General features: G+C 35.6%; 18 protein-coding genes. 5 read left to right on the plus strand and 13 right to left on the minus strand.

Annotated elements, in window-relative coordinates:
- Positions 1-207: 207 nt before the first annotated feature.
- The 6 genes from BZG01_RS13515 to BZG01_RS13540 form a co-directional block, all read right to left on the minus strand.
- On the minus strand, positions 208-2631 hold the full coding sequence (locus BZG01_RS13515; RefSeq protein WP_101310368.1) for an ABC transporter permease: 2424 nt from the start codon (positions 2629-2631) through the stop codon (positions 208-210).
- Positions 2632-2819: 188 nt separating this feature from the next.
- Positions 2820-4070, minus strand: a complete 1251-nt coding sequence (locus BZG01_RS13520; protein WP_101310369.1) for a DUF1015 domain-containing protein — start codon at positions 4068-4070, stop codon at positions 2820-2822.
- A 115-nt stretch (positions 4071-4185) separates the two neighbouring features.
- Positions 4186-5109, minus strand: a complete 924-nt coding sequence (locus BZG01_RS13525; RefSeq protein ID WP_101310370.1) for a 3-phosphoglycerate dehydrogenase — start codon at positions 5107-5109, stop codon at positions 4186-4188.
- A gap of 148 nt (positions 5110-5257) precedes the next feature.
- The gene (gene serC / locus BZG01_RS13530; protein ID WP_101310371.1) at positions 5258-6334 is read right to left on the minus strand and encodes a 3-phosphoserine/phosphohydroxythreonine transaminase; all 1077 of its coding nucleotides are present in this window, start codon (positions 6332-6334) and stop codon (positions 5258-5260) included.
- Between the two features lie 437 nt (positions 6335-6771).
- Positions 6772-7875, minus strand: a complete 1104-nt coding sequence (gene gcvT / locus BZG01_RS13535) for a glycine cleavage system aminomethyltransferase GcvT (protein ID WP_101310372.1) — start codon at positions 7873-7875, stop codon at positions 6772-6774.
- A 153-nt stretch (positions 7876-8028) separates the two neighbouring features.
- Positions 8029-9777 (minus strand): PD40 domain-containing protein, encoded by a 1749-nt coding sequence (locus tag BZG01_RS13540; protein ID WP_180327318.1) that lies wholly within the window; start codon positions 9775-9777, stop codon positions 8029-8031.
- A gap of 333 nt (positions 9778-10110) precedes the next feature.
- On the opposite strand from BZG01_RS13540, the gene BZG01_RS13545 reads away from it, so the two are divergent.
- From BZG01_RS13545 to BZG01_RS13560, 4 genes are read left to right on the plus strand one after another with little or no spacing between them, the layout of a single operon-like run.
- Entirely contained in the window at positions 10111-10566 is a 456-nt protein-coding gene (locus tag BZG01_RS13545; RefSeq protein ID WP_101310374.1) for an Hpt domain-containing protein, read from the plus strand.
- 24 nt (positions 10567-10590) lie between these two features.
- Positions 10591-10941: an STAS domain-containing protein gene (locus BZG01_RS13550; protein ID WP_101310375.1), complete on the plus strand. Its 351-nt coding sequence runs from the start codon at positions 10591-10593 to the stop codon at positions 10939-10941.
- Positions 10942-10949: 8 nt separating this feature from the next.
- Positions 10950-12512 carry a response regulator gene (locus BZG01_RS13555; RefSeq protein WP_101310376.1) on the plus strand — a complete coding sequence of 521 codons (1563 nt, stop codon included), beginning with the start codon at positions 10950-10952 and terminating at the stop codon, positions 12510-12512.
- 57 nt (positions 12513-12569) lie between these two features.
- Positions 12570-12887 (plus strand): PQ-loop repeat-containing protein, encoded by a 318-nt coding sequence (locus BZG01_RS13560; RefSeq protein ID WP_101310377.1) that lies wholly within the window; start codon positions 12570-12572, stop codon positions 12885-12887.
- A gap of 48 nt (positions 12888-12935) precedes the next feature.
- On the opposite strand, the gene BZG01_RS13565 is transcribed toward BZG01_RS13560, so the two are convergent.
- From BZG01_RS13565 to citD, 5 genes are all read right to left on the minus strand, one after another.
- A complete protein-coding gene (locus tag BZG01_RS13565) occupies positions 12936-14009 on the minus strand; it encodes a [citrate (pro-3S)-lyase] ligase (protein ID WP_180327319.1) in 1074 nt (357 codons plus the stop codon).
- 179 nt (positions 14010-14188) lie between these two features.
- Positions 14189-15580, minus strand: coding sequence for a triphosphoribosyl-dephospho-CoA synthase (locus BZG01_RS13570; RefSeq protein ID WP_180327320.1), 1392 nt, complete (start codon positions 15578-15580; stop codon positions 14189-14191).
- An 87-nt stretch (positions 15581-15667) separates the two neighbouring features.
- The gene (gene citF, locus BZG01_RS13575) at positions 15668-17227 is read right to left on the minus strand and encodes a citrate lyase subunit alpha (RefSeq protein WP_101310380.1); all 1560 of its coding nucleotides are present in this window, start codon (positions 17225-17227) and stop codon (positions 15668-15670) included.
- Between the two features lie 30 nt (positions 17228-17257).
- Entirely contained in the window at positions 17258-18130 is an 873-nt protein-coding gene (locus BZG01_RS13580) for an HpcH/HpaI aldolase/citrate lyase family protein (protein ID WP_197092754.1), read from the minus strand.
- Between the two features lie 23 nt (positions 18131-18153).
- Positions 18154-18441, minus strand: a complete 288-nt coding sequence (gene citD / locus BZG01_RS13585; RefSeq protein ID WP_101310382.1) for a citrate lyase acyl carrier protein — start codon at positions 18439-18441, stop codon at positions 18154-18156.
- A gap of 878 nt (positions 18442-19319) precedes the next feature.
- Here citD and BZG01_RS13590 point away from each other — a divergent pair.
- On the plus strand, positions 19320-21593 hold the full coding sequence (locus tag BZG01_RS13590; RefSeq protein WP_101310383.1) for a GH92 family glycosyl hydrolase: 2274 nt from the start codon (positions 19320-19322) through the stop codon (positions 21591-21593).
- A 158-nt stretch (positions 21594-21751) separates the two neighbouring features.
- Here BZG01_RS13590 and BZG01_RS13595 read toward each other — a convergent pair whose 3' ends face one another.
- Positions 21752-23185 carry an ADP-dependent glucokinase/phosphofructokinase gene (locus BZG01_RS13595; RefSeq protein ID WP_101310384.1) on the minus strand — a complete coding sequence of 478 codons (1434 nt, stop codon included), beginning with the start codon at positions 23183-23185 and terminating at the stop codon, positions 21752-21754.
- A 233-nt stretch (positions 23186-23418) separates the two neighbouring features.
- Positions 23419-26010 carry an ATP-dependent chaperone ClpB gene (gene clpB / locus BZG01_RS13600; RefSeq protein WP_101310385.1) on the minus strand — a complete coding sequence of 864 codons (2592 nt, stop codon included), beginning with the start codon at positions 26008-26010 and terminating at the stop codon, positions 23419-23421.
- Positions 26011-26088 lie beyond the last annotated feature (78 nt).

A 26088-nucleotide genomic window follows, 5' to 3' on the forward strand; every position in this document is an offset into this window, starting at 1 on the left:
TTTTATTTTCTTAACCAATTGTTTAATTGATATTCAAAAAATTAACCATTCGGATTAACCGTTTGGTTAATGCAAATATATTGCTTTTTTTTGTCCCTCCAAATAAATTTGCTACTTTTTAACCATTTGGTTAAAAAATATACAACAAAAAACTCCCGCCAATTCCTGATGAGAGCTTTCTTAACGTGTATTAAAACTTACAAAAAACTATTCGTATTTTAAGGATTCTATTGGATTTGCTCTTGCAACCTTTAACGAATGTCCACTCACAGTAACTAAAGTAAGAATAATTGACATCAATAAAGCGAATGGAAAATAATACCATGGAAAATTGATTCTGTAAACAAAATTCGATAACCAGTGCTGCATCACAAAATAAGTTAATGGCCATGCAGCAATATTTGCAATTACTACATTCAAACAAAGACTGCGACTTAAAATCACCATCAATCCAAATTCCGAACTACCCAGTACTTTACGAATTCCGATCTCTTTTACTCTTTGCTGCATTTCAAAAGAAACCAATCCCAATAAACCAAGAAGTGCAATAAAAAAGGCCAAAATAGTAAAAGAACTAAGGATATTTGCAACCCTTTCTTCTCCCTTAAACAGGTTATTAAAATCACTATCCAAAAAGAAATATTCGAAAGGCTCCCCATCAGTCATTTTTGACCAGTACTTTTTTACCATCTTTACTCCATCCATTACATTATCCGGCTGTAACTTAACCAACATATAACGCTTAAAAAGTTTCGGGTCAGATACCAATAACATAGGAAGTATTTTATCGCGCATCGATTCAAAATGAAAATCTTCAATTACACCAATAATCTCAATAGCCTTCCGACCATTTTGATTAAAATCCGGTTTGTAAATATTTCGTCCCACAGGATTATCGGCATATCCCAATGCTGCAATCGCAGCTTCGTTAGCTATAAAAACAGAAGAATCCGACAACCTGTTTTTATCAAATTTCCTTCCATCAATTATTTTCAGTCCCAGCAAATCAATAAAGTTTTCATCAACATGCATCAATCGAAAATTGATCATATCTTCATTGTTTGCTCCTTCACGATACATCGACCATCCATTTGTACCCCGGCCGGGAACCATTCCTGAAAATGATACGTCTTCAATTCCCGAATACTCCTTTAGCTTTTCTTTAATGGATATTCTCTCTTCATCTTCTAATGAATTTGCCCTATCAACCACCAATACACGTTCCTTATCAAATCCGAGCTTTTTTTCCTGCATAAAATTAACCTGTTCTTTAATAATAAATGCAGATATCAAAATACCAATGGCAACCACAAATTGAAAAATAACAAGACCAGCTCTTATTCGTTTCCCCAGCCGTCCTTTTTGCACTTCACCTTTCAGTACACTCATCACCTTAAAACCCGATAAAGAAATGGCTGTATAACTCCCGGCAAACAATACAACAAATGCAATTACGCCTCCCATAAATAAAAGATACTCCTCCTGCCATAATAAAGGTGACATCAAATTTTTCCGGGTAATTTCATTAAAATAAGGCAAGGTCAACTCAACCAGGAAGAAAGAAATAACAGTCGCCAATAAAGTCATTAAGAAAGTTTCTGCATAAAATTGAATCATAAGCATATTCCGATTACTTCCAAACACTTTTCTTACTCCCACCTCACGAGCCCGGGTATACGATCTGGCTGTCGTTAGATTTAAGAAATTAACACATGCCAGTAATAGAATGAAAAAAGCAATCGCCGAAAATATATAAATGTATTTTATATCACTAACAGGCTCTATCTGACCTTCAGTAGTAGTCTTAAGATAAATCGACTCTAATGGCTCTAAATAATACTTAAATTCATTTCCGTTTTTTTCCCATGCTACAATATCAATCCCAAGAACTTCAATCAATTTAGGTCCCATATGTCTGATCGTGAAATCACGAAATTTAGCTTCTAAATCCTTGTAGTTCGTTCCTGGCTGCAGCAAAAAATAAGCCTGCATATAGTCACTAAACCAAGCATCTTCCTCTTCTGCACTTAAATTTAACAAGCCAACTAAATCATAATGAAAATGAGAATTTTCAGGTACATCTTCAACCACTCCACTTATAGTAAAGAGCTTATCCTCACTCATCTTCAAAATTTTCCCAACAGGATTTGCATCGCCAAAATATTTTTGAGATGTACTTTGAGTCAATACAATATTATTCTTCTCCTTTAAAGCTGTCCTTGAATCACCAAACACAAAAGGACGAGAGAAGACTTCGAAGAAAGTAGAATCTGTGCGTAAGAATTTGTCTTCCACAAATTGCTTGTCCTCATATTTAAACAACACATTGTTCCAGAAATTTATTCGGACAGCATATTTTACCTCAGGAAAATCAGCAACTGCGTTTGGAGAAAAAGGTGCACAAATGGTATTGCCATCCATTTTTCGCTCTCCCATTTTTACTTTAGTTGCTACACGATAAATATCTTTAGATTTGGGATAAAATTTATCGTAACTCAACTCATCCTGAACAAACAGATAAATAAGAAATACACAAGCCAGTCCCACAGCTAAACCAACAATATTAATAAAAGTGTAACCTTTGTATTTTCTCATATTCCGAAAGGCAACCTTAAAAAAGTTCAGTATCATAGTTTAGGGATTAGATTTACAGCCTTTATATATCAATCCATATGCCACCACACATAAAAACCTATATATCTGACAACTACAAAAAGTCATGCGGAACAAAATCTGTTCGAATAAGCACGTATATGTACGTTTTCGCACAAAAAAAGGATGCCAATTGGCATCCTTTCATATTTCTTATATAAACTTGCTTAATCCAACTTGTGAATTAACAAACCTGAACGAAGTTTCGGTTCAAACCAAGTTGTTTTAGGAGGCATAATATTTCCTGTATCAGCAATATCAATTAACTGCTGCATCGACACCGCATACAAAGCAAATGCAACTTTCATATCACCACCATCAACACGTTTTTTCAACTCTCCTAATCCGCGAATTCCACCCACAAACTCAACACGAGTTGTAGTACGAAGATCTTCAACACCTAAAAGATTATCCAATACATGACTTGATAAAATAGTTACATCCAAAACTCCAATAGGATCCTTATCATCGTAAGTTCCTTCTTTCGCATTTAGTTTGTACCATTTATTATCCAAATACATTGAGAATTCATGCAATTTAGCAGGCTTGTAAATCTCCTCACCCATGCACTCAACTTCAAATGTTTGTTCCAACTTTGCCAAAAACTCAGTTTCAGTCATTCCGTTTAAGTCCTTAACAACACGATTGTAATCAATTATTGCCAATTGATTATCTGGAAAATGGACAGCCATAAAATAATTGTACTCCTCATCACCTGTGTGGTTAGGATTCTTAGCAGCAAATTCATCCCCAATACGAGCTGCGGCCGCAGTACGATGATGACCGTCAGCAACATATGTAGCAGGAACTTTTGTTGCGAACAACTCTTCCAACTCTTTATTTGTTGCTGGATTATTTACCGGCCAAAAATGATGACCAAATCCGTCTTCAGCAACAAAATCATACTCAGCTTCTTCGTTCTTTATTATATCTGCAACAATTGCATCAATTTCAGGAACAGCTTTGTACGAAAAGAATACCGGTTCAAGATTAGCTTCGGTATAACGAGTTAAAATCATACGATCTTCCTCTTTATCCGGACGGGTTAATTCATGTTTCTTAATTACTCCATTCTTGTAATCTTCGCAAGCTGCATTTGCAACAATACCATACTGAGTTCTGCCATCCATGGTTTGAGCATAGATATAAAACTTAGCTTCTTCGTCCTGAACCAACCATCCCTTATTCTGGAACATTTTTAAATTGGATACAGATTTTTTATACACCTCTTCTGAGTGAACGTCTGTTCCGGCAGGGCAATCGATTTCGGCACGAGTGATATGAAGCAAAGACACTTCCTTTCCTTCAGCCATTTGAGCGGCTTCCTCTGAATTCATTACATCATATGGCAAACAAGCCAAATCTTTTGAAATCTCTTTTGGTGGGCGCAAGCCCTTAAATGGTTTTAAAATAGCCATCGCGTTTTATGTTTTTGTTGTGTTTGTTTGTTTTAATCTATCTGAATGCTAATTGCGTTCAAATATATAAGGTAGAAAACAAGAAGAAAATGACTTTCCTCTTGTTTTCCAAATACTATTTATTTACTCTGAATGTTTCGTCTCCGTTTTTAATGTAGTTCACAATTTGATTTGCTCCGGCAATACCAGCATTGATATTTGCCTCAGCAGTTTGTGCTCCCATTTTCTTTGGAGTGAAGAAGAATCTGCCTTGAAATTTATCCTCAATTTCTTCTTTACAGTCAGGAGCAATATCCGAAATGTATGCAAAATCTTTACGGGCATCCATTAATTGAATCAAACCTTCTTCATCAATCACCTCTTTACGAGCTGTATTTACAAGCACACCACCTTTAGGCATCTTGTTCAACAAATCGAAGTTGATTGATTTTTTTGTTTTTTCATTTGCCGGAATATGCAGAGAAACATAGTTGCAGGTGCTATACAATTCCTCAACAGAGTCAACTACCTTTACACCGTCAGCTTCAATTGTTTCCTTAGCCACAAATGGATCGAAAGCATATACTTCCATTCCAAAGCCTTTAGCTATTTCACCAACATAACGCCCCACATTACCATATGCATGAATTCCGATTTTCTTTCCTCGTACCTCAACACCAGCACTTCCGTTAAACCCATTTCTTGCCAAAAATACCATCATTCCAAAAACCAACTCAGCAACAGCATTTGAATTCTGTCCCGGAGTATTCATGGCAACAACGCCTTTCTCAGTACAAGCCTCAAGATCGATATTATCGTATCCTGCACCTGCACGAACAATTACTTTAAGGTTTTTAGCAGCTTCAATTACTTCGCGTGTTGCTTTATCGCTGCGAATAATCATGGCGTCCACATCGGCAACTGCAGCTAATAAATCTGCTTTATCAGTATAAGATTCCAATAAAACCAATTCGTAACCAGCACCTTCCACAACAGTCCTGATACTATCAACAGCGGCAGGAGCAAAAGGCTTATCGGTTGCAATTAATACTTTTGTCATTTTATTTGATATTTGAATTATGAAAAAATAAAATGTCATCGCCAGCCAAATCGAAGTAATGAGTACATTACTTTAGTCGTTCCTCGTGCACTGAATGACAAACAAGCAGGAGATGGATTTCTCCATTCCTGCTCATTTCCTATTATAATTATTTTACGTGAATGTTTTTGAATTCCTGCATACAATCTACTAATGCCTGTACGCTTGATTTTGGCAGAGCATTGTAAGTAGAAGCACGGAACCCTCCAACTGAACGGTGTCCTTTAATTCCAGACATTCCTTTCGCGCTTGCAAATTCGTAGAAGTCTTTTTCCAATTCTTTATACTCGTCATTCATCACAAAACAGATATTCATTAATGAACGATCTTCTTTATTAATAACAGTTCCTTTAAACATTGGATTGCTGTCAATCTCATTGTAAAGCACTGCTGCTTTATCTTCATTTCGTTTCTGCATTGCAGATACGCCACCTTGTTCTTTGATCCACTGCAAAGTTTGAAGAGCTGCAAAAACAGGAACAACCGGAGGAGTATTGAACATTGACTCTCCATCGATGTGTGTTTGGTAGTTCAACATGGTTGGAATCTGACGATCTACCTTACCAAGAATTTCATCTTTTACAATCACAAAAGTAACACCTGCCGGTGCAAGGTTCTTTTGAGCACCGCCATAAATTAATGCATACTTTGAAACATCAACCGGGCGGGAGAAAATATCAGATGACATATCAGCTACTAAAGGAACATTAATATCTAAATCTTCTTTAATCTCTGTACCGTAGATAGTGTTGTTCGTAGTAATGTGAAAATAATCTACATCAGAAGGAATTTTATATCCTTTAGGAATGTAGTTGTAAACAGTATCTTTCGAAGATGCTACTTCTACTACTTCACCAAATAGTTTTGCTTCTTTCAAAGCTTTGTTTGCCCAAGCTCCTGTATTCAGATAAGCTGCTTTTTTTCCTAACAAATTGTAAGGAATCATGCAAAACTGAGTTGAGGCACCACCACCAAGAAACAAAACCGAATAACCTTCAGGAATACTTAATAATTCCTTAAACAAAGCGATAGCCTCATCCATTACTGCAACAAATTCTTTGCTGCGGTGAGACACTTCCATCAAAGAAAGACTTGTTCCGGCAAAATTTTTAATTGCTTCAGCTGTTTTTTCAACTGTAAAATCAGGAAGAATTGAAGGCCCTGCAGAAAAGTTGTGTACTTTCATTTTTTCAAACGTTTTAAATTTTTGTATTATTCCATATCCTGAGGCAAAATTGCAAATAAAAATTTATTTTAAGACGCTTTTACTTGTTAAAATGTATGTTTTATAACAAATAATTTATCCTCTTATCCCCCTTCGTATAGATTAATATTTACGTTCTGAAAAACAGAAACTTAACCTGCAGAATTTTTTACTTATATTCATTCACGCGATGGTGTTTTTTCCTGAAAATCCAAATATTTGGATTGTTCGGAGCAATCTTTGTGAATTTAGATGGTAACAAGAAAAATTAAATTCTATTTTCAGAATTAATTGCCCTTAAAAAACCATTCCAAATATAAGAATTTATGTTTGAAAAGCCCCAACTGCTATGATTAAAAACAAAAAAAGACAGCTACATCACGGGTAACTGTCTTTTGTTATTTCAATAAAAATTCGATTTACGCTTTGTAAAAAGGAATTTTTGTGATTTTAGCTTTTACCGCTTTATTTCGAACACGAATAAAAATCTCAGTATCCAGTTTATAAAATCCTTCCTTAACATATCCTAAACCAATTGATTTTCCTACCATTGGAGCCATTGTTCCCGAAGTTACTTCGCCAATTTCGTTTCCTTCAGCATCTTCAATTTTATAGCCATGACGAGCAATTCCTCTATCAATCAATTCAAAACCTTTTAATCTGCGTTTTGGTTTCTCCTCTTGTTGCTTTTCGAAAAATTCACGATCGATAAAATCGTTTCCTTCCACAAACTTGGTGATCCAACCTAAACCTGCTTCAATCGGTGAATGATCATCATCAATATCGTTACCGTATAAACAGAAACCAACTTCTAAGCGCAGTGTATCACGGGCAGCCAAACCAATTGGCTGGATTCCAAATTCTTTTCCTGCTTCCATTACAGCATTCCAAAGCTTCGCTCCATCTTCGTTTGAAACATAAATTTCACATCCGCCCGAACCAGTATAACCGGTAGTCGAAAAAATAGCATTTTCGATTCCTGCAATGGTTACTTTTTGAAATGTGTAATACTCCATATCTTCAATCGGACGATCCACAATTTTCTGCATCGCTTTCAATGCCAAAGGACCTTGTACTGCTAACTGACATATTTCATCGGAAGCATTATAAAGTTCAGTTCCAACTTCCAATCCCATTTCCTCAGCATTTTTACAACACCAATTCCAATCTTTCTCAATATTAGCTGCATTTACAACCAATAGATACGTCTCGCTATCAATTTGATATACTAATAAATCATCAACGATTCCGCCTTTCCCATTTGGGAAGCAACTATACTGAACTTTTCCATTGGAAAGTGCAGCTACATCATTTGTAGTCAATTTTTGTACAAAACTAAAAGCTTTTGGACCTTTCACCCAAAACTCACCCATGTGAGATACATCAAAAACCCCTAATTTTTCACGAACACATTTGTGCTCACCGTTAATTCCGGTATACTCAATAGGCATGTTATACCCGGCAAATGGCGCCATTTTTGCACCTAATTCTTCATGAAAGCTAGTGAATGCTGTTCTTTTCATTTGTTTACGTATTTTGGGCAAGATCTTCAAGTAATCATAAAAAAGTCAAGCTTTTTTACTGAAGATTTACCTGAGAAAAAAGTTATTAAATCGTGTTTGTGTTATCTTTTGCAAATGTAAAAATTTTTCTCAGATATCGTTTGTGCCAATACACTAGTTTGCCTCAAAAGGTCTTCTTGCAATACCTAATCGATAACCTCCTTTAAACAAAACAACAAAAGCATCCTTCACTCCACAGGCATCCCTATATTTGGTAGCCTCCTTAAATGTTAAAAATCCTCCGATAGTATATTTATGCCAGTTTTCTACAAACAAATGATCTATAACTTCACCTCCTTTATACCTTTTAAATAAATCTTTAGGATCCATTTCTTTTCTTGCCGCAGCAATTTGAACTCTATAAACAAAGTCTTCTTCAACTAATTCTTGTTTTACCGGAGTTTCAGTTATTGCAACGGCCTCACTTTTAAAACTTACAAGCGGAAGAGTAACAGGAACTTCTATTTTCGTTTCAGGAAGTTCAATCACTGGTTCTACTATGACTTCCTCTGCAACTTCTTCGATTACCGGCTCAGGTATTTTTTGACAATAAATATCAAATCCTCCTTTGCCTCCGCTACGCTCGGATGCAAAATAAAAAACACCATTCTGATCCTCATAATAGGTAATATCGTTATCAGTACTATTTATTGGATATCCCAGATTTATTGGCTTACTCCAAGTTCCATCGTCCTGACGGTCAGACTTGAATATATCATATCCCCCCATGGTATTGTGCCCCTTTGAACTGAAAAATAACTTAGTGCCATCCGCACTTATAAAAACATCACCTTCGTCATATTCAGTATTAATATCGCCACCAATATTAATTGGCTTAGACCATTTAGACTCCGACTCTTTTTTACAAAAATAGATATCACAATCGCCAAAGCCACCTTTACGATTACTTACAAAATAAATTTCATCTCCCGACTGAGGTAAACTTGCAGAACTCTCTCTTGAATCCTTTTCGTTAATGAATTTAATTGCTCTTCCTATTTTCCATTTGCCTCTCTCCTTTTCTGCCAGAAACAAATCACCTGCTCCCGAATTACTATTATAAAATACAAATTGTTTATCGTCAAATTTAGACAGCAAAGTAGAATTTACATTTTCTCCTAAATTATTTTTCTCTTCACGAACCTCAATATCCAACACCTCACTTTTTGAAGCCTTAAAAAGTTTTTCAAAAAACTTTTGATCTTCTGGTGACCTGCTATCATTCTCTAATCCTCTTCGCGAACTAAAAAACAGATTACTATCTATTATTTGAGGATTAAATTCATCAAATTCTGAGTTTACATTTCCTTCAACAGGTTGTATCTCCAGATCAAGACTATTTTTCATTAGCAACCTGCCACTTCGACACTCTTGAATGTGTTTATCACTTATAGGCAAAAGTTCTTTCTGCTCTTTATACTTATTCTGCTGAATTAACTCTTTATTCATTTTAAAATGAATGATTGCATCAGAAAAATTATTTTGATATTTATAAGCCAAGCCAATCAGAAAATGAATATCTGCACTGATATCTGCATTAGCAGATTTTGCAGCAAGTAAATATGACAGCGCAGCATCTCTTGGTCCTGATATTAAATAACAAAGACCAATATTGTAATTTAACTCAGGATTATTATTATTTAAGTTGTAGGCACTCAAAAAGAGATTTAAACTCAGGGGCACATATCCAATTCCTTTTTGATACAGCTCAGATGCCTCTTTCACTTGGGCAAAAGCTTGTTTTCGATTCGGTTCATTATCAACAAATTCAGACTTTTTCACAGGCAACAACTCTTGCCCGGTTAGATTCCCTGATAATAAAAAAACAAAAAGAAAAACAGCGGTAGTAAACTTCCAGATCATAAACATTAAGTTAGATATTTTGTTCAGATAAATTCTGTAAAAATTAGTGTTACGAAAAAAAAAATCTTTTGTTGAGCTTAATCCTAATTATTAATCGGGCAAACAATAGCAAATCTAAAAAATTACGATCAATAAACAATCAGTAAAATCAAGCATACTAAGCTCTAATTGAATAGCTGGAGCAATAGGTAAATTAAAAATAAATTAGTATTATTGCATATGCGATAATGAAGATTTTGCTCAAAATTCAGCGCATTATTTCTATCGAAATAAAAGTTGAATTTATAAAAAAAATCAAACAAATGTTAAATCGAACAAGCTCATATCAACAGAATGACTCAAGGTGAAATGATCACAGATCTCTCCTATTTAAAGGAGATGTCTGGAAATGACAAAAACATCATCAGTGAAATGATTGATATTTTTCTGGAACAAATCCCTGAATTTGAAGAAGAAATATCAAGAAGTTTTGAAGCTCGGAACTGGCAGGATTTAGGCGCTATTGCCCACAAGGCAAAATCATCCGTACGAACAATGGGAATGGAAAATTCTGGTGATTGTCTAGAACAATTAGAGCATTTTTCAAAAGGAAATTTAAAGTTTGAATTGCAGCTGAAGAGAGAAAACAGGATTGAATTTAGTCCTCAAGATGAAAAAAACTGGACTAACGTAAAAAACGAAACTATGAATGACATTGATTTAGTAAATATTCCTGTATTAGTAGAGGAATTTTTATCACAATGTCCTTTAGCCATAAAAGAATTAAAAGAAACCTTAGGACAACTTTAATCACTGTAACCATATTTTACTGCTATGAATATTGAAACCAAACAGGTAAACTCTATAACAATAATGAAATTGGGAGAAACCAATCGTTTGTATGCCTTAAATGCAAATATTGCGAAGGAAAAAATGAATGAACTTTTGTCTCAACCTAAATCAAAATTAATTGTTGATTTTGAAGAAATCAGCTTTATTGACAGTTCTGGTTTTGGTGCACTTTTATCGGCTCTTAAAACATCAAAAGAACATAAAAGTTTTATAAAACTTTGCAATATCAACAGAGATGTAATGGAGCTGATAGAATTAATGCAGTTGGATTCTATTTTTGATATTTTACAAGACCAAACCGCATGTGTTAACAGCTTTTCATCAGTTGAATAAATACTGATATGGCAAAAGTCTCGCCAAATATACTGGTTGTTGATGATGACGTAGTTATCCTAAAATTCATTGAGTTTACTCTAAAAGGATTAGGTTACCAAACAACACTTGCAAAAAACGGAAAAGAGGCTATTGATCAGGCCAAAAGTCAACATTTCGATCTTATCATCTCAGATTTATACATGCCATTAATGGATGGCAATGAACTGGTAAGAAGACTAAGACAGACACCTGAATACCAGCACACTCCTTTTATTTTTCTTTCTGGAAACAACGAGGAAGACACATGGATTAAAAATCTGAATGACGGTGCGGATGATTTTATCACCAAACCAATCAAACAAAAGATCTTTATCTCAAAGATCAAATCCCATTTAAAGAAAGCCTATTTAAGAAAAGATATTCTTGATAGTGCGAGAAAAGATGACATCAGTTTTGAAAAAGGAAACCTGATATATTGTGCAAATAGAATTAAACCCTTTCCTCTTCCAAGAAAACATCTCAAAACAAATATTACCGCTGTTTATTCCGATTCTGATTTTTTCATGGCTCTGCAGGACACCAATACCTGGGGCATTATTATTGACGATAAAGCAAATTGGGCGATCTCAATCTTAGATAAAATAACGGAAATTGTTTCGAATCATATTCCAATAAACATTCTTGTTACTGATGCTGACGACATGGACAAACTGGAAAGTCTAATGCAATCCAAAATAAGTGGTTTTCTATTCAAGAATCTGAATCCTAAGCTAATTATCCATCAAATAAACTCCAATGTTCAGCGCGAACATGATTTAAAAAGCAAATACTTAAGCGCGCTTAATTCGGCAGCAAAAAGATCTCCAATTCGTTTCGAAAATGAATTTCAGGATACCATACGAGACTACAACATTCAAATTCTTCATCAGCCCTACAATAAATTACCCGGAGGTGATTATTATGAAATTATTGATGTAGACCAGAATAGAAAAATATTGATTTTGGGTGATGTAATGGGAAAAAAATGGGATGCCTGGTTCTTTGTACCAGCCTATATTGCCTACATACGAAGTACCATTAATTTTTTCGTTAATCGACAAGAACTCGATTTTGTTGAATCACCGGGCAAATTTCTGGATATTATAAATGAATATCTTTTTAAAGACATTCAGTTAACTGAAGTATTCACAACTCTGAGTATCATATCGCTTTGTACTTCGTCGAATAAGATTAGTATTGCATCAGCCGGAGCTCTTCGACCTTTTCTTTATGATGGAATAGATAAAACCATATCGCAATTAAATATTGTTGGAACCTTATTGGGTGTTGTAAAGGGAATCAAATATAGAAGCTTAGTTCACGAGTTTAATAAGGGAGACAAACTATTCTTTTATACCGATGGGTACACCGAAGCTGTTAATGACAGAACCGGTGAGATGATTGGTGATGAAGCTATATTCTACATTCTTGATAATAACAAAGAAAAAGAAATTATTGAACCCAAAGATGTGGAATTGGAATTAACCAAAATCTACAATGTCTCTAAATTTGATGATGACCGCACTTTGTTGTTAATCCAAAGAAATTAGCCGGATTTCTTATTTTTCTCCTTTGTTTTGTTCATTTTTGCATGAAAATACGACGACATGCAAGCAAATGAAATTATTGGATGGATGGGAAGCATTCTTTTCGCAATTTGTGCTCTGCCACAAGTAATCCACACGTTTAAAACAAAAAAAACAGATGACCTAAGCGAGTTGTTTTTATGGCTGTGGTTTTGGGGTGAAGTTTTTACCTTATGCTATATTTTTATAGATGATATAGCCCGCAACAACTACCATATACCTCTGTATTTCAATTACTTATTCAATCTACTATTGCTTTTTTATCTGATATTCGCAAAATACACCTACAATTCAAAACCAACCACACTTTCTAATATCCGAAAACGAATAGGTTTATAATATTGTAAAGTTAAAAAAAGCCGGATGATGCTCATCCGGCTTTTCTGTTTAATGTCTGGTAACTGTATTTTTTATCTTCTCTCTAATTTCAGCAGATTCCTCCGACAACAAATAATTCTTCGTTGAATCCGGCAAAAAATCGAGGATTTCATTCAGTCTGTCTTCACGGATCGCAATTCTTACTTTTGATGCAGAAATATAATTATCTGAGCTCCCTTGTGTAATTCTTGGTATTTCAAGAATTTCAACGCCATTGGACGGTAAATATTTAATCATGGCTTCGTTGTAGGCTGCAGTTACCGGCGAATACATTTCAGTTCCAACGTATCTTCTATTAATATTTAAAATTGGAACAATATAATTCAAAAAAGTGATTACATCCAATTCGGCTTGTTTAGCCGCAATGTCACATTCTTTCTCATCTTTCAAAAAATAACAAGGAAAAATAGTTCCTGAAACTACATAATCTCCCCCCTTCACCATTACCAGATTTTTAATGTGCCCCAATTCTTCCTGAATCAATCGCCATCGAACATCAAAAGTAAATGACGAACGATCCTCTTCAACTATAAATAGGTACAACACTCTATTCTCCGCACAAGCTTTTTCGATCAGATATTTATGCCCTTTAGTAAAAGGATTGCAATTTACAACTATGGCTGCGATGCCACCAAAAGTTACATCCTTTTTTATGGACCGCAAATAGTCCTGATATGTTTTGATATTCTCATATCCAAATTCCAAAACAGAGAACAATGGCTCTGCAGTTGCAATTTCGGTAAATCCCAATCCTTTAAAAACCTCTAAATTACGAGGCTTCGTGTAAACAAAAATGTGTTTGTGCTCATTAATAACCAATTCAATTAAATGTGTTACAATTTGCGCAAAAGCAGCTCCTTCTCTAAATTTAGGAGAAACTGCAACATATTTAAGTACTCTTCCTTTATACGACCCGGTTCCTATTACCTCCTGATTCAAATTATAAAGAATCATGGTGTAATCAACGTCTATAGAATCGAACTCAAAACCCAATGGCTCCAGAAATTCTGAGACCAGCTTTATATCAAAGGGATTGTTTAGATCTAAAGACTCTTCCCTATAATCTGTATTCTCAACTCCCATCCTTATTCGTTGTTTAGTATTGTTTTGTGTAAATATTTTCTTTTTATTTCCGCACTCAATAATATGCATTTCACAGAAAATACCCCTCTAATTTTATATGTTATGAAAGGTGCTCAGCATCTATGAAAGCATGACAAATGTTGTTTTATTATTCATTTTCAATTTGTATTGAGTACTTTCTAATTGTACTTTTTATTCACCATATATGTAAAGAATGCAACAGCAAGCAAATCAGCAGAACCACCTGGAGATATCCGATTTTCATAACAATAATCCAATAAATCCTGATACTTTGAATTAAAATATTGAGTTCCAAAAAGAATAAAAGCCTGTTGTGAAATATCCTGTAATTCATTAAGAACTTTTTCTCCTTTACGATATAAAATATTGCTGTCGTTATTGTGAGCAATTAAAACTAAAAGTGTTTGTTTTAATCCTTCATGAATAATTTCATCTTTTACTGCATCCATTTTATCGAAATGAGAACTCAAAACAGGAATTGCATGATTGAAAACACAAGGTAATCCTGATTGAATTTCGCCTCTAATTCCTTTCCCCATATCTCCAAACTTCTCAAAACACTCTTCTCCATGTGTTTTTTTGCTGCTATAAAGCTTCTTCCCCAACTCATTCTCAACTAAGTTACCGTTTAATTCCTTTATTTGATTAACAAATGAATCATACGAAAAATTCCGGTTTTTTATTTGATTGGCACTTACAAACAGTGAAAATCCCAACAAAAATATGGCTCCCTTATGAGTATTCACCCCACAAGTTTCACGGTACATATCCTCTTCCATTTGCAATCCAATTTGTCTCAATTTTGGCAGAGCATCTTTTATATTTGCAGACGAATAAGAATAACCATATTCAGCTATTTCTTTAAAATAGACAGACAAGACAGCACTCGAATTTAAAAATGTTGAAAAGTCCATATCCGAATGAGATCCGTTCGAAAAACGATCGACCAAACCAGGTTTTGGAGACAGAGATACTTCATGAAGAAGTGCTTTTAAAGCAAATGCAGACAAATCTTTACAAACCCTGATTTTCCTTCTTTCCTGTAAAAAACGGGATATATCTTTCTCGATAACAGCTCTCATTTCTCCATATTCATGAGTTTGCCTTCTCATACAAAACACAGCAGGGTGCTCATCACAGAAATAACACTTCTTGGCTTTTCCCGATGAAACCGGATTTCCTTTTTTATCAGTAATATCAACGTCCAAGAGTCTACCTAACGAATGCTCCTTTTCATAAAGCTCTGCAATCTCTTTTATTGTTGCTGCTGAAATTTCAATGCCTGAAACAGGGACTAAATAAAAATCTCCTGCTGCATCAGGACGAATAATTTCTCTTTTTTCCTCAATAATAATCCGATGAGAAAGTAAAAATCGTTTCAGATCAGACAAACATTCTGAGAAAAACAATTTGATCTGATCATTCGATTTTGGAACACCGGGAATATTAAGAGTCAGACTTAGTGAAATATCTCCTAACTCAGCAAATTTCTGTCTCTCTTTTGACCGGATTTCTTTAGCCTCCAAAATTTCTCTTACGACTTTCTCCATTTTGTCTACTTCCTGTTTACAAATACACCCTAAATGCTTAAAACAAGTAGGGTGTATCATATTTCATTTGTATAAATCGGCCTCAGCTTATGAGAGATTCTTTACATTATAAATTACATCAATAATAGTCCCGTCGCGATATTCAACCAAGCCTACAATCTGATCTCCCAATTGCTTTTCGGCAGGTACACCAGTCATTTTCTCCACTTCCTCTTTCAAGTCACGAATATCAACCACCTGCACCCCGGCTTCTTTAAGTTTCGCTGCCAAATTTGGTTTCGCTGGATTAACACATACACCTCTCTCGGTTACAATTACATCAACACTTTCTCCAGGAGTAACAACAGTGTGAACGCGATCTTTTACAATGGGTAACCGACCACGAAATGCCGGACAAACAACAACTGTTAAGTTCGCTCCGGATGCGGTATCGGAGTGACCTCCGGATGCGCCTCTTATTTCTCCTGAAGAACCCGTAATTACATTTACATTGAAATCAACATCCACTTCGAGTGCACCCAAAACAACCACATCCAACTTATTAGTCATAGATCCGCAGTTATTGGGATTCGCATATTGATCACACGAAATTTCGATATGATTTGGATTATTCAATACCGAAGTACTCACTGCGGCATCGAAAGACTGCACATCAAAAATAGAATGAAACAACCCTTCATTCAACATATCAACACCATAGGAAGTTACCCCTCCAATCATGAAGCTGCCAATTATATTTTTCCGCTTCATATCTTCGCGAAGAAATTTGGCCACCGCCAAAGAAGCTCCACCTGCACCTACCTGAAACGACATTCCATTTTTGAACAAACCAGAATGTTCAATTACTGTTGCAGCAATTCGGGCAATACGTAAATCCATTGGTGAATTGGTAATACGGGTAGTTCCGGATGCAATTTTTGTTGCATCACCGATACTATCCACTTTTACCACATAATCGATAAAATGTTGACGTACAGTACAAGGCACACAAGGATATTCAACCAAATTATCAGTAACAATAATTACATTACGAGAATACCGGGCATCAATATCTGCGTATCCCATAGATCCAAAAGCTGATGGACCATGAGCACCTGTTGCATTTCCTTCTTCATCAGCTGCAGATGCTGCTAAAACCGATAAATCAGGCTTAATTCTTCCTGTTAAAAAATCACGTACACGACCACCGTGAGAGTGAATAATTGCCGGATATTTTAATTTCCCAACTGATATTGCATCGCCTAATGCACCTCTGATACCTGATGTGAAGATTCTGGTAATCATTCCTTTTTCAACATAAGGAACCAAACCATCATGAGCTGATGTAAGTGATGAGGACGCCAAGGTGATATCCTTAATGCCCATCTCATCAAGTATTTTAATGGCCTGCATCAACACTCCATCTCCACCTCTTAAATGATGATGACAAGTAACAGTCATTCCATCAAAAGGTTTACATCTTTTGATAGCCTCTTCCAGATTTTTACAAAGTTTGGAAACATGAGGTTTTTTAGCCTTAAGCGTTCGTGAAATATTTGTTGATGGAACTTCGTCTTCAATAATACTTTTCCAAACTCCCTGGAAAGGTTCAAGTTTCCCAAGGCCTTCTATATATTCAGGAATTTCAACTCCTATTGCATTTTTCATTTGTCTACGTTTTAAATCCAAGCTTAAAAACTAACCAGCATTCTTTTCAATTTCTTTCAAATCTATTTTGGCATATTCCAAAACTGTAATTGCTCTTTGAACAACAGGAGCATCTACCATTTTTCCATCAATTGCAAAAACTCCAATACCAGCTTTTTTGTTTTTAATAAACTCAGAATAAACACGATACGCCTTACGCACCTCATTTTCAGTCGGGTTAAACACATCATGAACAACATCAACCTGACGTGGATTTATAAGAGCCTTACCTGCAAAACCTATTTTTTTAATATATTCTGTTTCTTCCCGCAAACCTTCATCGTCGTTCACATCAGCAAAAATAGTATCTAAAACGTCTAAATCATTGGCTTTTCCAGCCATCACGATTCTCTTACGTGCGTAATCAATACCAACTCCATCCGGAGTCTTTATAATACCCATATCTGCAGTTAAATCCTGCCCTCCAATAGTAATAGCATCTATTCTTGGATCGGCAGCCGCGATATCATAAACATTCGCAACCCCTTTGGCTGTTTCTATCATCACATGAATAGTCATGGTTGGATTCTTAATTCCATGTTCCTTTTCGATGCGCCGCACTTCTTTCATGAACTCCTTAACATCGGCTACTGTTTCTGTTTTCGGGAAACGGATATTATCTGGCTGTAACGGCACTATTTCCTCCAAATCCGTTAATCCAAACGGCGTATGAAAATTATTTACACGCACACATACTTCGGTGTCGTAAAAATTAACCGTTTTAAGCATATTACGAACCAAAATTCTTGCTGCATCTTTTTGGTTTAATGCTACAGCATCTTCCAGATCAAGAAGAACAGCATCACAACCATAAACTCCTGCTTGTTGAATCATTGCCGGATTATTACCGGGAATGTACAACATCGACCTTCTTTTTTTCTTTACCATTACATTGTCCCCTCCTGGATACCTAAAGATCGTTTAACTGCTGTTTCAACTCGTGCTTCGATTGTCTGCGTCAGTGCTCCTTTGTCCTTGGCAATAAGATGCAAATCTTTAACCTGAAGCCGATCAAGTACCTGATTTATAGTTTTTTTAATATCTTCTTCGAACTGAAGTATTACTGTTGAAGAAATATCAACTTTGCGACCAGAATCTTTTTCAAGAGGCTCAATCAGAATCATAATATCGCTTGATTCAAAAGTTCCGGCTTGCGCTTTAAACTTGGGTGTCATTGTTAATAAATATTTGTTAATTAAGTCTTATATGATATGTATAATTTGCTTCTGCAAATTTTAAGGTCTTTCGATACAATTCAAAGCACTTTGAAGTATTTTTAACCCAATCTTTACGTGTTATAAAACACCCATTGGAAACGATTGCAGATCAGTCTGTTATTAACCCATAAAAATTTCACAAGTATTTATGGATCTTCTCATTTGCTTTAATAAAGCCTAATTATTACTAAATAAAACTTTTTCGTTGAACATCTCCATACTTTAATCACAATAAAAGACTTTTTTCTTCAAAATGCTTAAGCTAACGATAAAGGTAAATTGAAAAAAAAAGATAAAAAAAGATCCTGCTTATTTAGAATAAACAGGATCTAATTGTTAGTGATTAGTTAGTGGTTAGTAAGATCTCACCAAATAATTGATGAGTAAAAAAAGTGTGATTCAATGTGATTACAAATGGTATTTTTTGTTTTTTTCACAAAGGATTCACAATATAAGTGTAAATAATTGGTTTACGCAAACGTTTCCATGATTTTTTCACTTGTAAGCCCATAATTTTCATAAAATCTGAATAAAAATGAACTGAAAGAGCACAGATAGTCCAAAAAAGCACTCATAAATCTTGAAGCAATTTAGTAATGGGTAAACTAATTCAACCGAAATGCACTTTCCTCTTATCATGATAAATACAAAAAAGATCCTATCTAAAAAAATATCAATTACAAAAACAAACAACACAACTCCCTTACAAACTGCCAACTAAACCCAAAAGAAAACATTGATTAACAATTTAATTTACGGAGTTAATCCACAATTAAATTAAAATTAATTGACGCAACATAGTTTTGCTTCAAATATATTAATCAGAATACCTTTTAATGAAGAAGCTCACTTTACTATTCTCTCTACTTTTTTCTTTGACTCTATTTGCACAAAAGAAAATTGTCGACTATGTAAATCCAAATATTGGAGGCATTGGTCATATGCTCGAACCAACAATTCCATTGGTGCATCTTCCCAACAGCATGATGCGTATTTCAAAAGAGCCAAAAGGTTATCAAAGCGAGAAAATTACACACTTTCCCTTCACTATTGTTTCTCACAGGAAAGGAACAATCGGCAAATTCATGATTTCTCAGAATCCGACCTCGCAAAAACCTGAAAATTGGGAGTCTGCCTATGACCATGACCAGGAAACAGTCAGTCCGTATTACTATTCCGTTTTATTGGAAGATTTTGATATCAAAATGGAATTAACTGCAAGTCAACATGTTTCACTTTCACGTTTTAGCTTCACAAACAATGCTCCTGCAAATTTATACTTGCAATGCAGAGATAATGGGAAATTTAACATTTCTCCTAAAGAAAATACAATTACAGGTTTTGATATGATTACAGCGGTTGACGGCATTGATCTTGAGCATCCTGTAAAAATTTATTTTGCAGTCCGGTTTGATCAAAACATGTCTGATTACGGCACTTTCGACACAAACAAATTAGACTCGAACAGCAAAACTATTTCGGGAAATAAAATTGGAGCGTTTTTTCGATTTGATGATACTTCAAATCCATTACAACTTAAAATAGCTGTTTCTTATATTTCGGCAGAAGAGGCTAAAAAACATTTGAAAAGCGAAATGCCTGATTGGGATTTTGATCAATACAAAGAATCTCACAAACGGATATGGAATGATGCACTGAGTAAAATACTGGTGAAAGGTGGAAGTGAAGATCAAAAAACAGTTTTCTACACGGCACTTTACCGTTGCTATGAGAGAATGGTGAATATTTCTGAAGACGGAAAATACTTTAGTAATTACGATCAAAAAATCCATAGTGATGATGGCGTTGATTTTTTTGTTGACGATTGGGTTTGGGATACATACCGGGCGACTCATCCATTGATGTGCTTAATTGATCCGGAGAATCAATCAAAAAAAATCAATTCCTACATTAAAATGTATGAACAAAGTGGCTGGATGCCATCCTTTCCCCTGTTTACGGGCGATCATACTTGCATGAATGGAAATCACGCCTCTTCGATTATAGCAGATGCTTATTTTAAAGGAATAAGAGGATTTAACATCGAGAAAGCCTTTGAGGGCTTAAAAAAGAATGAATTGGAAGCTACCATGTTACCATGGAAGAATGGTCCGGCAACAGAATTAGATACCTTTTATCATGAAAATGGCTTTTTCCCAGCTTTAAAGCCAGGAGAAAAAGAATGGGTGAAAGAAGTTCACCATTGGGAAAAAAGACAAGCAGTAGCCTTAACACTTGGGCATAGCTATGATGATTGGTGCATTGCACAATTGGCAAAGGATCTTAACAAGAAAGAAGACTACCAGCTTTTCTCAAAAAAAGCCAATAATTATAAAAACAATTTTGATTCTGAAATTGGTTTTATGGCTCCAAAATCATCTGATGGAAAATGGATTAGACCATTCGATCCAAAATTATCCGGTGGTTTAGGTGGAAGAGCCTATTTCGCAGAAAACAACTCCTGGACTTACACCTGGGATATTCAGCATGACATTGCCGGATTAATAAATTTGATGGGTGGAAATGAAAAATTTAACAACAAACTGGATCAACTATTTGTAGAACCATTCGGTATTCCGAAGTGGGATTATTGGGATATTTTTCCGGATGCAACGGGCTTAACCGGTCAATTTGTAATGGGAAATGAACCCAGTTTACACATTCCTTATTTGTATAATTATTCGGGAGCACCATGGAAAACGCAAAAACGAATCCGTTCCCTTATGGAAGTGTGGTTCACCAACTCTCCTTTTGGAATTTGCGGCGATGAAGATGGCGGAGGTTTATCTGCATTTTACGTTTTTTCGGCCATGGGATTTTATCCGGTCACACCAGGTGTTCCGGAGTACAACATTGGTAGTCCGATATTTAACGAGATTACAATTGATTTAGGCAATGGTAATCAACTACAAATAATTGCGAACAATTGCTCTGCAAAAAACAAATACATTCAATCGGCAAGTTTGAATGGTAAGGAATTAAAAGGTCCCTACTTTGATCATTCGGAAATTATTAACGGAGCCAAACTAATATTGGAGATGGGGCCAAGACCAAATAAAACATGGGGAAGCAATCCAAAATTTGTTCCCTATTCGGTGAGTAAAAATTAGTTAGTGATTTAGATTAGGTTAGTAAGAACTATTCCACACAAGTAGTTCAGTAGTAAGCCCCGAAAGTACCACATCGGGGTTTCTCTATGTCACAAAAAATGGAGGCAATAAAATCAGATGATTTCATGACCTCCATTTTTATTCAATTTCGTTCTTCTTTAACGCGCACCAACCAATGATACCGAAGAGATTGTATCTCCCATACCAACAAGTGTAACTGGTTTATCAATTAAGATGGTTGGAACTGCAATAATTTCTAATTTCTCATTTGTAAATATTCCTGTTTCCAAGAGCTGATTGTCTCCAAAAAGATTGGTTACTGTCTTTGAAAGTTTTGACAATTCATTTAACCCAACCTCAGACACTTCATGGCCTTTAGCCCAAAGCAATACTTCTTTTTTATCGATAGCGCCTGTTCCTGCTTTTGCTGCAGCAACAGTAGCGGCTAATTGCATTCCATTTCGGTTCTGAAGAGGAGAAACGCTAAATCCTTTTTCCTGAAGAGTAAGATACAGTCCAAACATATGAAGCTGCATTCTAGAGCAATTGGTATACTCACGAATCTTCAGCATTCCTTCAAACAAGTTCGAACTATTGGTATTTTCTTCGCATTTTTGCGCCAATTCGTCCTCACCGATCACTTCTAAAATATCGATTAGTTCCCGTTCGTTAAAACCTAAACTATCAACACTTTCAACCAAATTATCAATTAAATACTTACGAATTACTTTATTCTGAGTTGAAGCAACTTCTAAATGCAGTAAGCTATCCGGACAAGATTCCCGCCATTTTTCAATCATTGCCTTTGAAAAATCGATTCGATCAGTTCCTTTGGTTCCATCGCGAAGAGACTCATGAAGCATCTGATAACCAGATAAAATTATATATTCAGGATTGATGTCGTTTTGCGACATTCTGTTTGCAAAATTCTCGTCGATATGCAGTTTAAAATTTAATGGATCGTAGGTTGCAATAAAACGGTTTGCTTTCGGGCACACATAAGTTTTACCGTTCAAACTGATAGAATCTCCCTTATCAAATTCGATAATCCAATGAATTAAAGCTAAATCGGAAGAGCGATCGACCTTAGATGCCTGCTTAATTTCGCCGTTTTCATCGTTTGTTAATAAATTGGGAAGATCTAAAAACAGTTTAGATTGATCTTTTGGAGCTGATGCACAATGCACATAAACCGAGTTTACACCGCAAACAGCCATCACATTTGCAACAATACCACCCTGGCCTCCCATTTGCATTTTGTCGTAGCCAACATTTTTGTTTAGCCATTCAAAAACGCCAACATCTTCAATCAACCATTCTTCGGCAATTCCATTTTTAAAACAATTCAGAAAACCACGAATTGCATCTTCATTGCAGCGAATGTTATTCTCTCCTTCACCAAGAATCAAATCTGTGTTCAGGTTATTTTCAGCAATCAGGTTTTGAATTCCTTTGCCATTCACCTTAATTACGGCATCAACATTGGCATTAAAAGCACTAATCAGTCCATTAATTTCACCCATTTTTTGCAATTGGGCTGGTGCTGTTTTGTAGTTTTCAAGCCATTTTGTTTTTAATTCGATCGAAGACATTTGGTCCTATTTTAGAGTTAAAATACTAGTTTTCTAAATTTATCAATTAACAAAGAAATTAAATTAAATCTCAATTTATAAAAATAGTCCATGAAAAGCATAAATATATCTCCGCAATGGTTTGAAATAACAGATAAACTTCAACATTCACAATTTCATGTTATCAAATTTTAAGCTAAAAAAAGCCTGCTCACAATGCAAGCAGGCTTTGTATTTAATTACGTTTGATCTTTTTACAGATTACGAAAAACCAATCCATTTTCCTCAGCATCAATTAGAATCTTTTGATTGGGAGCAATACTTTCGGACAAAATTTGTTTTGACAGTTCGTTAAGAACCTCTCTTTGAAGTACCCTTTTTATTGGACGGGCACCAAATTGAGGATCAAAACCAACATTTCCAAGATAACTAACTGCCTTTTCGCTTAACTCAATACTAATTTCGTTTTTCAGGAGCATTGATTTTACCATCTCAAACTGTAATCGAACAATTTGTTTTACTTCTTCCCGATCCAATGGAGTAAAAACAATGGTTTCATCGATACGATTTAAAAATTCAGGACGAATGGTCTTTTTCAACAAATTGAGAACTTCATTTCGGGCTTCCCAGATTAGTTCTCCCCTATTGTTAGAGTTCATTTTCGAAATCTTTTCCTGAATCAGCTGAGAACCCACATTTGAAGTCATGATGATAATCGTATTCTTGAAATCAACTACCCTTCCTTTGTTGTCTGTTAATCGTCCGTCGTCAAGAACCTGCAGCAGAATATTAAAAACATCCGGATGCGCTTTCTCAATCTCGTCAAGAAGAACAACAGAATATGGCTTTCTGCGAACCGCTTCGGTTAACTGACCACCTTCATCGTATCCAACGTATCCCGGAGGCGCTCCAATCAATCTTGAAACGGAATGACGTTCCTGATATTCGGACATATCAATTCTAGTCATATAGTTTTCGTTATCGAACAGAAATTCGGCCAATGCTTTTGCCAATTCCGTTTTCCCCACTCCGGTTGTCCCTAAAAAAATGAATGATCCAATTGGCCTTTTCGCATCCTGCAAGCCCGCTCTGCTTCTGCGAACAGCATCAGCAACAGCGGAAATTGCCTCCTCTTGCCCTACAACTCTTTTATGAAGCTCTGTTTCCAAACCAAGCAATTTTTGCCTTTCACTTTTCAACATTCTGTTTACAGGAATACCCGTCCAGCGTGATACCACATAAGCAATATCTTCACTTCCAACCTCCTCTTTAATCATAGCATCCGAATTCTGATTGATTTTCAACTGTTCATTCAAACGCTCAATTTCTTTCTCAACCTCTTTTACTCTTCCGTAACGAATTTCCGCAACTCTGGCATAATCACCTTCACGCTCAGCTTTTTCTGCCTCGTACTTCAGGTTTTCCAATTCTTCCTTATTCTTTTGAATGCCGTCAATTACTTCGCGTTCAGCTTCCCATTTTGCCCGAAGACGATTTCTTTCATCGTTCAACTCAGCAATTTCCCGCGATAAATCTTCCAATTTCTTTTTATCACCTTCCCGCTGAATAGCCATTCGTTCAATTTCCAATTGTTTGATTCGTCGTTCAATTTCATCCAGTTCTTCGGGCAACGAATTCATTTCCAAACGCAATTTGGCAGCAGCCTCATCAATCAAATCAATCGCCTTATCAGGCAAAAACCGATCAGAGATATATCTTTGAGATAACTCAACAGCCGCTATAATTGCTTCATCTTTAATCTGAACCTTATGATGATTTTCATATCGCTCTTTTAATCCACGAAGGATGGAAATTGCACTTAGGATATCCGGTTCATTCACCATAACCTTTTGAAAACGTCTCTCTAAAGCTTTGTCCTTTTCAAAATACTTTTGATATTCATCTAAGGTAGTCGCACCAATTGCCCGCAAATCACCACGAGCCAATGCCGGCTTTAAAATATTGGCCGCATCCATAGCACCTTCGCCTTTTCCTGCACCAATTAAAGTGTGAATCTCATCAATGAACAAAACAATATCACCATCCGATTCAACCACCTCTTTCACCACTGACTTTAACCGCTCTTCGAATTCACCTTTGTATTTTGCCCCCGCAATCAATGCGCCCATATCCAAAGAAAAAACCTGTTTGTTTTTCAAATTATCCGGAACATCACCCTTAACAATACGATGAGCCAATCCTTCGGCAATAGCTGTTTTTCCCACACCTGGCTCACCAATTAGAATCGGGTTATTTTTCGTTCTCCGCGATAAAATCTGAAGAATTCTTCTTATTTCCTCATCTCGTCCAATTACAGGATCCAATTTTCCGTTTCGGGCCCGTTCGTTTAAATCAATGGCAAATCTTCGTAAAGAATTAAATGTATCCTCAGCAGTTTGAGAATCGACCTTTGCTCCTTTTCGTAATTCATTAATAGCCACAGTAAGGTCTTTTTCATTAATTTGATTATCCTTAAGCAGATTTGAAATTTGATCCTTCCCTTTTAAAAGACCTAACAATATATGCTCAAGAGAAACAAACTGATCGCCCATTTTATTTGAGATCTCGGTTGAAAACTGCAAAGCACTTGTGGCTTCTCTTGAAAGGTAAGGATCGCCTCCAACTACCTTTGGATAGCTTTCTAAAACCTTATCTAAGACCAACGAGAAGTTTATTAAGTTTACTCCTAACTTCTTAAATAGAAAATTGGTGATATTCTCTCCTTCTACCAAAACACCCTTTAAAATGTGTCCGGTATCAACTGCCTGTTGTTGTTTACCTGTGGCTAACTGAAAAGCCTTTTCAATTGCCTGCTGCGATTTAATTGTAAAATTATTGTAGTTCATATTTTTGATTTTACGACTTCATTTATTATAAAATGGCTAATTGTCATTCAAAACGAATCATTCAAAACATTTGCCAAG

Origin of the sequence: Labilibaculum manganireducens (assembly GCF_002843385.1) — a bacterium.
Taxonomy (GTDB): domain Bacteria; phylum Bacteroidota; class Bacteroidia; order Bacteroidales; family Marinifilaceae; genus Labilibaculum; species Labilibaculum manganireducens.